Annotated in this window: 8 protein-coding genes; all 8 read left to right on the top strand. The window is 40.0% G+C overall.

Annotated elements, in window-relative coordinates; translation table 11 throughout:
- Nucleotide 1 precedes the first annotated feature (1 nt).
- The 8 genes from clpP to recJ all read left to right on the top strand — a co-directional run bounded on the left by clpP (nt 2) and on the right by recJ (nt 11791).
- A complete protein-coding gene (gene clpP / locus FYJ52_RS07880) occupies nt 2-586 on the top strand; it encodes an ATP-dependent Clp endopeptidase proteolytic subunit ClpP (protein WP_235901577.1) in 585 nt (194 codons plus the stop codon).
- Nucleotides 587-622: 36 nt separating this feature from the next.
- The gene (gene clpX, locus FYJ52_RS07875; protein ID WP_154576677.1) at nt 623-1900 is read left to right on the top strand and encodes an ATP-dependent protease ATP-binding subunit ClpX; all 1278 of its coding nucleotides are present in this window, start codon (nt 623-625) and stop codon (nt 1898-1900) included.
- A 71-nt stretch (nt 1901-1971) separates the two neighbouring features.
- Nucleotides 1972-4365: an endopeptidase La gene (lon, locus tag FYJ52_RS07870; protein WP_154576676.1), complete on the top strand. Its 2394-nt coding sequence runs from the start codon at nt 1972-1974 to the stop codon at nt 4363-4365.
- The gene (yihA, locus tag FYJ52_RS07865; RefSeq protein ID WP_154576675.1) at nt 4352-4948 is read left to right on the top strand and encodes a ribosome biogenesis GTP-binding protein YihA/YsxC; all 597 of its coding nucleotides are present in this window, start codon (nt 4352-4354) and stop codon (nt 4946-4948) included. Before lon ends, yihA begins: the two co-directional genes overlap by 14 nt.
- Nucleotides 4932-7406, top strand: a complete 2475-nt coding sequence (gltX, locus tag FYJ52_RS10250; protein WP_154576674.1) for a glutamate--tRNA ligase — start codon at nt 4932-4934, stop codon at nt 7404-7406. Before yihA ends, gltX begins: the two co-directional genes overlap by 17 nt.
- Nucleotides 7407-8669 (top strand): protein translocase subunit SecD, encoded by a 1263-nt coding sequence (gene secD / locus FYJ52_RS07855; protein WP_328598785.1) that lies wholly within the window; start codon nt 7407-7409, stop codon nt 8667-8669. It begins immediately after the preceding gene.
- 12 nt (nt 8670-8681) lie between these two features.
- Complete coding sequence (secF, locus tag FYJ52_RS07850; RefSeq protein WP_154576673.1) at nt 8682-9647, top strand: protein translocase subunit SecF; 966 nt, start codon at nt 8682-8684, stop codon at nt 9645-9647.
- Between the two features lie 68 nt (nt 9648-9715).
- Complete coding sequence (gene recJ, locus FYJ52_RS07845; protein ID WP_154576672.1) at nt 9716-11791, top strand: single-stranded-DNA-specific exonuclease RecJ; 2076 nt, start codon at nt 9716-9718, stop codon at nt 11789-11791.
- Nucleotides 11792-11794 lie beyond the last annotated feature (3 nt).

The raw sequence follows: 11794 nt of genomic DNA, 5'->3' as shown, positions 1-11794 counted from the left end.
AATGAATTTAGTTCCGATGGTTGTCGAGCAGACGGGATTAGGTGAACGCTCGTTTGACATCTATTCTCGTCTGTTAAAAGAACGTATCGTTTTTTTAGATGGCGAAATCACAGACGAATCAGCGGGATTATTGGTGGCACAATTAATTTTTCTCGAAGGCGAAGACCCGGACCAAGATATATATATGTATATCAATAGTCCGGGTGGATCCGTATCCGCAGGCTTTGCAATTATGGATACCATGAATTTCATCAAGTGCGATGTCTGCACACTTTGCTATGGAATGGCCGCATCTATGGGGGCATTTTTACTTGCAGCAGGTGCTAAAGGAAAACGTCAGGCGCTTCCGAATTCCGAAATTATGATTCATCAGCCATTAGGAGGAGCTCAAGGACAGAGCTCCGACGTTGAAATTCATGCGAAGCACTTGATGCAAACAAAGGAAAAATTAAATCGTATACTGAGTGAAAATACGGGTCAGCCATTAAAAACAATTAAGAAGGATACAGACCGTGATCATTTCATGACAGCCGAAGAAGCGAAAGCTTACGGTTTAATCGATCAAGTGATTACTTCTCGTGAATAATTTTTATGACTTTTGATCCACAGAGGGAGATAACGAATGTCAGAATTTGATTATACAGATGGAATCAATCAAGTGAGATGCTCATTTTGTGGTAAAACGCAGTCACAAGTAAAAAGAATGGTTGCCGGTCCGGGCGTTTATATTTGTGACGAGTGTGTATCACTTTGCCAGGAAATTATTGACAGTGAAGAAGAAGAGGAAACGGTAACTTACTCAGAAATACCCAAACCTCAGGAAATTAAACAATATCTTGATGATTATGTCATTGGGCAGGATGAAGCAAAAAAGCAGCTAGCTGTTGCAGTCTATAATCACTATAAACGGATTAATTCGCTCAGCGAAGATGACGACGGAGTTGAAATCCAGAAAAGTAATATTCTTTTAGTTGGTCCGACCGGTTCTGGCAAAACGTTACTGGCACAAACCTTAGCCAAGATGTTGAATGTTCCGTTTGCAATTGCGGATGCGACTACATTGACGGAAGCGGGATACGTCGGCGAAGATGTTGAAAATATTTTGCTGAAGCTGCTTCAGGCTGCAGACATGAATATTGAAAAGGCGGAGAAGGGGATTATTTATATTGATGAAATTGATAAAATTTCACGTAAAAATGAAAACCCTTCGATTACGCGGGATGTCAGCGGTGAAGGTGTTCAGCAGGCGCTGCTGAAAATATTGGAAGGTACAGTTGCCAATGTCCCGCCACAAGGGGGCCGCAAGCATCCGCAGCAGGAATTTATTCAAATCGACACGAAGAATATCCTATTCATTTGTGGGGGCGCATTCGATGGTATCGAAAAGATTATTGCAAAGCGAATGGAAAAAGGTTCAATTGGCTTTGGCGCAATTATTCAAAGCAGTTCTGAAATTGAATCAGATAAATTGATGAAGCAGATCATGCCTCACGATTTACTTCGATTTGGATTGATCCCTGAATTTATCGGCCGTGTACCAGTAATCGCAACACTCGACCATTTAGATAAGAAAGCTCTGATCAACATACTGACAGAGCCCAAAGATGCGCTCGTGAAGCAGTATCAAAAATTATTCAGACTGGAAAATGTCGATCTCCAGTTTGAAAAGGGTGCAATTGAAGAAATAGCAGTTCAATCATTAGAAAACAAGACAGGCGCACGAGGATTGCGCGGTATTATTGAAACATTAATGCGTGATTTGATGTACGCACTTCCTTCAGATCCAGATGTGACGAAGGTCGTCATTACTAAACAAATGGTTCTTGGAAAAGGCAAGGCTAAAATATATCGAAACACGCAAAAGAAAAAAGCTGATGATGAGAAAGAAACTGCTTCATAATAATCCATAGAAATTCAAGGCAATCTTTATGAAGATTGCCTTTTTTAACATAGAATAAAAGGAGATTGTGTATGGAAAATGAGAATAAAGGAATAAATACAAATCAAGAAAACAAAAATGATCCATTGAACAATAGCCAGGCAGAGCTTTCAAAAGATCTACCACTTATTCCTGTTAAGTCTATGAATTTGTTTCCTGGGATGATTTTGCATTTCGATTTAAATGGAGCCAAGTCCCTTAAAGCACTTGAATACTGCATGCAAGCGGACCAGTTGGCATTTTTATCTGAGCAAAAGGATATCGGTATTCATGAGCCCTTTCGGAATGATATATATTCTGTCGGATGTATTGCCAAAGTAAAACAAGTATTAAAATTGCCTAATGATTATGCACGTGTGCTGGTGGAGGTTCTTCGGCGAGGTGTAATTGAATATTGGATTCAGGATGATCCCTTTTTCATGGTTTCTGTCCTGCCTAAGGAGTCCATTTTTACTCAGAACTCGGAAAACCAAACGCTCCTGAAGCTTGTTGAGGAGACCTTTGTGAGTTACATCCATCAAACGAAGAACGCATCCGAAAACATACAGGATACTTTGGAAATGCTAGATGAACCAGATCACTTGATCGATCTGGTTTGTGCAAATATTTCTTTATCCCACGAAAAGGCCCAGGAAATTCTTCAGGAATTTGATGGTGATCATCGCTTAATGCTGGTCTATCAGGAAATGGTGAAGGAGCTTTCAACTTATAAGATCAAACAGAACATTAGTGAAAAGGTGCGTTCTGAAATTGAAAAAAATCAACGCGAATATGTTCTGCGTGAACAAATTAAAGTATTACAAAATGAGTTGAATCGCGAAACAGGCGAAGAAAGCACCATTGATGCGTACCAGAAAAAAATTGACGAAAAGAATTTAAGCTCAACTGTTAAAAGCAAGGCTGAAAATGAACTGAAGCGTTTATCTAAAACGCAGCCGGGTATGCCAGAGGCTGGGGTTATTCAGGATTATTTAGAGTGGATTCTGTCTCTGCCGTGGGATGAATCGACAGAAGAAATTATTGACGTTAATCAGGCACGAAAAATTCTAAACCGCGATCATTACGCCTTGGATAAGGTGAAAGAGCGAATTTTGGAATACATTTCTGTGCTTCAGCTGACACAGTCATTAAAAGCACCGATTCTTTGTCTTGTTGGTCCGCCGGGCGTCGGGAAAACATCAATTGCAAAATCTATTGCAAAGGCACTCAATCGTAAATACGTTCGCATGTCCCTGGGTGGATTAAGCGATGAGGCAGAAATCAGAGGGCATCGGCGAACCTATATCGGCGCGATTCCTGGTCGTATCATTTATCATATTCGGCAGGCTGGCAGTGCTAATCCGCTGTTTTTGTTGGATGAAATTGATAAGATTAGCCAGAATTTCAGAGGGGATCCAGCTTCCGCTCTACTCGAAGTTTTGGATCCAGAGCAAAACAGTACTTTTACGGACAATTATTTGGAGCTTCCGTTTGATTTGTCTCACGTCTTGTTTATTGCGACGGCCAATAGCTTGTCAACAATCCCTAGACCATTACTTGACCGAATGGAAATCATCGAAGTGAATGGTTATATTGAAGATGAAAAAGAGGTTATTGCCAAGAGATATCTTATTCCCAAACAAATTAAAGAAAACGGCCTCACCAAGGAGCAAATTACCATTAGCGACAGGGCCATTCGAAGCACAATCGAATACTACACGAGAGAATCTGGCGTGCGCGAGCTGGAACGAGAAATTGCGAAAGTTTGCCGAATTTCGGCGAAAAATGTTGTTAGCGGCGTAAAAGGAAAAAATCAGGTCAATGTCAGAAATCTTGAAAAATATTTAGGGAAAAAGAAATTTACTTTTGAAAAAGTTCAAAGTGGCAGTGTGGTTGGGCTTGTTAATGGCTTAGCTTGGACTGCAGTGGGCGGTGTTACGCTCGAAATAGAGGCACTCGCAGTTAATGGCAGCGGAAAAACTTTCATCACTGGGAAATTGGGCGATGTCATGCAAGAATCTATTAAAGCGGCCATTGGCTATATTCGTTCCGTTTCTGACCAATTGGCCATTGATCCAGATTTCATTTCAAATAAAGACATCCACATTCACGTTCCGGAAGGGGCTGTCCCAAAGGATGGACCGTCTGCCGGCATTACCATGGCCACGGCACTGATTTCTGCGTTAACGGGCCGTCCGGTTCCCCAGAATATTGCGATGACTGGTGAAATTACGTTATTGGGCCGTGTTTTGCCAATTGGCGGATTACGAGAAAAATTGACGGCGGCTAGCCGCGCATCTATTACCCGTGTCTTAATACCTAAGGAAAATCAAAAAGATTTAGATGAGATTCCTGAAAGTGTATTGAGTCGATTGGAAATTCATCCAGTTGAAAAGATGAATGAAGTGATTCAATTTGTATTTGGTAAGTTCGATGAAAGTAAATAAAGCAGAGATTGTGATCAGTGCGGTTTCGGAAAAGCAGTACCCAAATGATGCTTTACCGGAAATTGTCTTACTTGGCCGTTCAAACGTGGGAAAGTCTTCGTTGATTAATACATTAATTAACCGTCAGCATCTAGCTCGGACCAGTTCCAAACCAGGTAAAACTCAGACGATGAATTTTTACCAAATCAACGATATTTTCCGTTTTGTCGATATGCCTGGATACGGATATGCTAAAGTGTCGCGGAAAGAACAGCAAAAATGGGGACAGATGATAGAGAATTATCTCCTGAATCGCGAGAATCTTAAAGGCGTGTTTTTATTGATCGACAGCCGCCACGACCCGACAGAGGATGATGAACTCATGTATAATTGGTTGAAGTATTATCATTTGCCAACACACGTTATCTTAACAAAGTTCGATAAATTATCTGCATCAAAAAAGAAAAAGTCTGTAAGGCAGTTATTGGAAATACTAAATGTTGAAGCGGATACAGTTATTCCTTTTTCTTCGGTTTCAAAAGAAGGATCTGAAACTTGTTGGCAGATTATCCAGAGTAAAATAGCTGATGATTCGGAATCCTGAACCGCTGACGGAAAACGCTATTCGAGAGATTGCAGATCAAATCAATATTCCACTACTCGGCATTATTAACGCAGATCCCATTCTGGAAATGTTGCCCTATGAGAAGCAAAGACGCAAAGAAAACCATGGGATGATTCCCTTTGTTCGCACAAAGCCTGAACGTCGGATTGATTTTAAAACGGTTATGCCAGAAGTCAAATCAGTTATTGTGATCGGAATACCTTATCCTTTATTTTCAAAGAAAATCGATGATAAGACGATCTATGGATATTTTTCATCGGTCACTTGCGGAATGGATTATCATCAGGTTGTCATGGCAAAAATGGACGAATTGTGCAAGCGGATCCAATTTGAATTATCTGCGGATGTTCAATATAAAAAATTCGTGGACAACAGCCGTTTAATGGATAAGGCGTCTGCTTGGAAGGCAGGATTGGGCTTTTTTGGCAAAAATAATTTGTTAATTCATCCACAATTTGGGTCAGCGTGGAATATTGGACAGATTTTAGTAAATAAAGAAATCACTCATGAAGAGCACCCACCTATCGAAAATCAATGCGGACAATGTCAAAGGTGTATAAAGGCTTGTCCCGGGCACGCTTTAGGTGAACGAGGGCATCAACTTTTTTATGAGCGGTGTATCTCATATCTGACACAGAAAAAGAATTTAACAGAATCAGAAGAAGAAAGAATTCAATATTTTTTGTATGGATGTGACATCTGTCAATGGGTGTGCCCTTTCAATAAACGAGGAAGAGAAAATCTGGAGTTAGACAGCCGTGTGAGATTTGATGAAATTCTTCGCATGTCGGAGGAGGAAATCAAAAGCAAATTTGCTAATCGCGCACTTTCATGGCTTCCGGCCTCGGTTCTTCGTAGGAATGCGGGAATATTAAAAAACCGTTCGAAGACTTCATTTAATGATATAATAACAAACAACATTAACGCTAAGGAGAAGATATTAATGGTTAGAGTTCGTTTTGCACCGAGCCCGACAGGAAACGTTCATGTCGGAAGTTTGCGGACTGCATTATACAATTATTTATTTGCAAAACAAAATGACGGTACTTTTGTATTGCGGCTAGAGGATACAGACCGAACGCGGTATCAAGAAGGTTCGGTTGAAAATCTTTTAAACGCGCTTTATACAACAGGCGTTGTACCCGACGAAGGATTGCAATTGGTCGATGGTGTACCGGTTGAAAACGGCGAATACGGTCCGTACATTCAATCGGAAAGACTGGAGATATACAAGAAATATATTCAACAGCTGATCGATGAGGGAAAAGCCTATTACTGTTTTTGCAGTAAGGAACGGTTGACTCAATTACGAGAAAAACAGAAAGCAGCTGGTGAAACACCGCGCTACGATGGTCATTGCAGAAATTTATCCCCTGAAGAAGTTCAGAAGAGAATTGACAATGGCGATCCCTACGTGATTCGATTAAAGCTTCCTGAAAATACGGACATTACCTTTGATGACGTTGTTCGAGGGAAAATCACTATTAATACGAAAGAAATGGACGATCAAGTTTTGATCAAGGAAGATGGTTTCCCGACTTACCATTTTGCGGTGGTTATTGATGATCACCTGATGAAAATCACACACGTGATTAGAGGAGAAGAGTGGCTTCCGTCTACACCAAAACATGTCTATCTTTACCAGTGTTTTGGATGGCAGCCACCGACTTTTGTTCATTTATCCAATATTCTCAATGAAGATCACAAAAAATTAAGTAAGCGTCAGGGCGATGTCGCAGTCGGCGATTTCTTAGCTAAGGGTTATCTTCCGGAAGCTTTGGTTAATTTCCTCGCACTTCTCGGTTGGAGCCCAGAAGATGATCAGGAAATTTTCTCACTACAAGAATTGGAAGACGCCTTCGATATTCATCGGATCAGCAATTCTGGGGCTGTCTTTGACAGAGAAAAACTGAACTGGATGAATGGGCAGTATATCAAAAAGGCTTCTTCTGAAACGATTGCTCAAGGTATTCAGCCTTTCTTAGAAAAAGCTGGAATGGTACAGACAGAATCAGAAAAAACAGTTTGGTTAGGGAAAGTCGCAGAGCTGTTGAGAGATCGTATTGATTACTTTGCACAAGCGCCTGAGCAGCTCACAAAAATTTTAGACGATGATTATCAAATTGATGCGTCAGACGAAGCTCAGGACATTCTGCACGCTGAAACAGTGCCGATTCTCTGCCATGCATTAGATGAAAAGATAACTTCGGCGAATCAGTGGAACGCGGAAATTATCCAAAAAGATATTATCAAAGCCATTCAAAAAGAGCACAAACAAGAAAAAATAAAAGGAAAAGCACTGTACATGCCCATTCGTTTAATATTAACTGGAAGTATGCATGGGCCTGATCTTGCTTTAATCATGGATGTTTTAGGCAAAGATGTTTGTTTGAATCGGCTTCATCATTACATGGGACAATTGAAAGAGGAAAAATAAGTGAAAAAGAAGATCAACACGAAAAGCACGGTCGGATTTTTCGCTTTTGTTGCAATACTCATTTTTTGTGCGTACGTTCTTTTTCACGGCATTTCTGTTGGTGTGTATGATATTGGCAACATCAAAGAAAATATGCACTACGGCCTAGATTTGACAGGCGGCGTCAACGTTGTACTCCAAGCGAAACCGACCAAAGGAAAAAAACTGACAGATTCAAAAATGGAAGGAACAGTTTCGGCACTGAAAAATCGTGTCGATTCTCTTGGGGTATCTGAAGCGACGGTCATACGTCAGGGCAGCAACCGTATTCGAGTCCAAATTCCTTCCATCCAAAATCAGCAGGAAGCACTCGATTTGATTGGTCGGACTGCTCAATTGAAATTTGTAGGACCAGATAATAAGACCATTTTAACCGGTGTGCATGTTACAGATTCTAAAGCGGTAACACAAAAAACAAGCAGCGGTGTTGAACAGCCGGTTGTTACGCTGAAATTTGACAGCCAAGGGAAAAAGGCTTTTGCTGAAGCAACGCAAAAATATATCGGACAACAGATTACCATTAAATTAGATGATGAGGTCATTTCCTCTCCAACGGTCAATCAAGCTATTACGGATGGTGAAGCTGTAATTGAAGGTAGCTCCGATATGGATGAAGCTGGAAATTTGGCTTCACTGATTCGAGGCGGCGCTTTGCCAGTTAAATTAACTACTGTGCAGGCATCGACAGTTGGGCCGACTCTAGGGGCTAATTCACTTGATCAAAGTATTTTCGCCGGTGCAATTGGCGTTGCGGCCGTTCTCGTATTTATGCTTGTCTTTTACAGAGGACTTGGTATTATTGCCGATTTAGCATTATTGGTTTTTGTCATGCTTGATTTGGTTGTGATGTCTTTAATGAACGTGACATTGACTTTGCCTGGAATCGCCGGTATGATCCTGACCATTGGGATGGCAGTTGACGCTAACGTAATCATTTTTGAACGAATCAAAGAAGAATCGAGAAATATGGGGCAATCCTTAGCCAGCTCAGTTAACGCAGGCTTTAAAAACGCTATGCGCTCGATTATTGATTCAAATGTGACAACGCTAATTGCTGGCTTTGTTCTCTTCTTTATGGGAACAGGTTCAGCGCAGGGATTTGCACTAACTTTGATTGTCGGGATTATTCTGTCCATGTTTACAGCTGTCCTTGTTACCCGTCAGCTGGTTAAATTGTTCTTAAACACCAATTTGATTCAAAATCCGAAATTTTACGGTATTTAATGGAGGTTGGATATGAACTTTGAGAAAAAACTTCCAATTATTGAAAAGACAAAAATCTGGCTCTCTATTTCATTGATTTTAATCGCAGTTGCTGTTGGCTCAATATTGATTCGAGGCCTTAATTACGGCATTGATTTTGTAGGGGGAACAATTATTACAATTGATCTGCACCAGACTTTTGATACCAAGGATATCAAGTCGATTACAGATGCTTATGATAAATCGGCTGATATCACTTATTCGGGGAATCAAAAACATGAGGTTGTGATTAGTACAAAAGAAAGTTTATCAAATAGCCAGCAAAAAAAACTATTTGCTTCATTTAAGAAAAAATACAATTTGAAGAACAAGGACTTGGTTTCTGTCGATAATATCACGGCTAGTGTCGGTGCGGAAACGACACGGAATACGATTATTGCCTCCATTGTTGCAGTTGTTTTAATGCTCGTTTATGTGACAATTCGGTTTGAATTTTATTTTGGATTGTCTGCAGTGTTGGCGTTAGTTCACGATATCGTCATTGTCATTGGTGTATATGCGCTTTTCCAAATTCAAGTCAATTCACCGTTTATAGCAGCCATTTTAACAATATTAGGTTATTCCATCAACGATACCATTGTCGTGTTTGATCGCATTAGAGAAAATGAAGGCCTTATCGGCATGAGTAATGAACAGGAATTAACCCATTTAGTTGATGTCAGTGTTACGCAAACCATGAGACGAAGCATCAATACTGTTGCGACAACTTTAGTGGCGATCATAGCGCTGTATATTTTTGCTGTTGATGCAATTCGTGATTTTGCGCTCCCGTTGATCGTTGGTATAGCTTGCGGATGTTACTCTTCAATTTTTGTCGCTAGTCCGTTGTGGGTGATTTTTCAGAAAAAATCATCTAAATCTAAATTTAATGCAAAAATTCAGAGGAATTCGCGCCGCGGTCAAAGGAATCGTCGAAAAGCTGAAAAAATTGAAGTTTAATGGTGAAATTACAAGGTCGAACGTAATCGTTCGGCCTTTTGTTATCTGTACAAGAAGGAGAAAAAACATTGCAAGAGGTATGGTGTGAACGGATTGATTCCGGTCAATCTGAATTAACCGTCATAATTGATGAAATTGCAGAAGAATGCAATATTCCCAAGCCCGTCGCGAAAATAGCTGTAGCACGTGGATGTCGGAATAGTATGGAGGCCATGGCATATTTGGAACCTAATGTGGAAGACTTTAACAATCCCTGGGATTTGCCGGATATGCGGCAGGCTGTTGATCGGATATTATCAGCAAAAGAAAATAATGAGAAAGTTTGTATTTATGGCGATTATGATGTTGATGGAACAACAGCAGTTTCGATTCTGGTCGATTATTTAAAATCTCTCGAAATGACGGTCATCTATAAAATTCCCAATCGATTAATTGAGGGATATGGCATGAATATTAACGCGATTAATAAACTGGCCGATCAAGGGGTTAAACTAATCGTAACAGTTGACAATGGCATTGCTGCGAAGGATGAAGTTGCGTATGCTGCGGAAAAGGGGATAGATGTTATTGTTACAGATCATCATGAGTGCCAAGGAGAATTGCCAAAGGCAGTTGCTGTGGTAGACGCGAAACGGGATGACTCTCAGTACCCATTTTCAGAACTTTGTGGAGCAGGAATTGCATTTAAATGTGTGCAGGCGCTGGAAGAAGCGCAAAACCAGACACGTGATTTAAGAAATTATCTGGAATGTGCGGCAATCGCAACAGTGGCAGATATTGTGCCACTTCAAAATGAAAATCGTTTGATTGTAAAAATGGGTATTGAGTCGATTAATGCTGATTGTAAAAATCTAGGGATTCAGGCCTTGGCTCAAGTTTCAAATGTTCAAGAAGTCACGTCAGGAAATATTGGCTTTGTGTTAGCACCTAAAATTAATGCTGCAGGTAGGTTGGGCGAAGCGGATTGTGTCGTTGATTTATATACGAAAAATAATATTGCTCAGGTCGAGCAAGTCGCCACGTTTTTAAAAAACGAAAACGAAAAACGCCAAGAAATCGAAGGGCAGATTTATGAGGAAGCGATCCAAGCGATAAAAAAAGATAAAAGATATCGGGAAGTTTTCATTTGCGCATCAGGCCAAAATTGGCATTCTGGTGTAATTGGTATTGTTGCCAGTAAAATTCAAGAGATTTGGTACCATCCGGTTATCGTCATGGGAATCGATGAAGATGGAATGGCAAGAGGAAGCTGCCGCAGTGTAGAAGGTATTAATATTTTCGAAGCTCTATCAAACTGTTCTGAATTGTTCGAAACCTACGGTGGGCATGAAATGGCAGCTGGATTTTCAATTAAAAAAGAGAATATTCCCAAATTAGAATTATCTCTAAAAAAATGGGCGAAAGAAAATCATGCGAGAAGTAAATTAGTTAAAAAAGTTTATTACGACGGCTCTCTCTCGGAAGATGACATTGATTGGGAACTGATGGATTGTATTTCAATGTGTGAGCCCTATGGCGTTAAAAATCCAAGCCCGCTCTTTCGTTTAAGCCATGTTCATCCTGAGGAAGTTAAAACAATGGGGAAGGAACAGGCCCATTTAAGTTTTAAAGACGGGGATTTACGATGTATTGCTTTTTCAAAGGGAAAACTAGCATCCTCTCTACTTAGAGATTATGAAGCGGGAATCGATATCTTGGCTGTACCTAAAATTAATCATTTTATGGGAAACGACCAAATTGAACTAATGATTAAAAATATTCAGATTCCAGAGTTATTTGACCATAAGAAGTGTTGGCATTTTTTAAAGGTAATCAAAAACGGGTCGGATGAAATGATTAAAGAATTGCCGCTTTGGCACCACGATTCACGAGATGTCTTACCAAATCGGGAAGAAACGGTCTGGGTATATATAATGCTAAAAAAATATGCTGCGAACGGCGTAAAATTTGATTCTTTAATAGATCAAAATAAACATCTCAACTGTTTTAAGCTACTTGCGATATTGGAGATTTTTAATGAAATCGATGTTGTGCATTCAAAATTAAAGAAGGGCGTTATTTATTCAAAGATTCCGGCAGAACAACAAAAAAAGGATATAAAAAAAGCAGAGTTAGTGATAAAATTAAAAAGAAATATTTTGTAGAAA

Origin of the sequence: Pseudoramibacter porci, from assembly GCF_009696145.1 — a bacterium.
Lineage (GTDB): Bacteria > Bacillota > Clostridia > Eubacteriales > Eubacteriaceae > Pseudoramibacter > Pseudoramibacter porci.
The sequence above is the reverse complement of the archived record's forward strand: the minus strand, read 5'-3'. Positions and strand labels throughout refer to the sequence as shown.

What these genes read in the sequence shown, in the direction of transcription:
- yihA (WP_154576675.1), top strand. Translation starts at nt 4,352, where the DNA reads ATGAAAGTAAATAAAGCAGAGATTGTGATCAGTGCGGTTTCGGAAAAG.
- clpX (WP_154576677.1), top strand. Translation starts at nt 623, where the DNA reads ATGTCAGAATTTGATTATACAGATGGAATCAATCAAGTGAGATGCTCA.
- secF (WP_154576673.1), top strand. Translation starts at nt 8,682, where the DNA reads ATGAACTTTGAGAAAAAACTTCCAATTATTGAAAAGACAAAAATCTGG.
- gltX (WP_154576674.1), top strand. Translation starts at nt 4,932, where the DNA reads ATGATTCGGAATCCTGAACCGCTGACGGAAAACGCTATTCGAGAGATT.
- lon (WP_154576676.1), top strand. Translation starts at nt 1,972, where the DNA reads ATGGAAAATGAGAATAAAGGAATAAATACAAATCAAGAAAACAAAAAT.
- clpP (WP_235901577.1), top strand. Translation starts at nt 2, where the DNA reads ATGAATTTAGTTCCGATGGTTGTCGAGCAGACGGGATTAGGTGAACGC.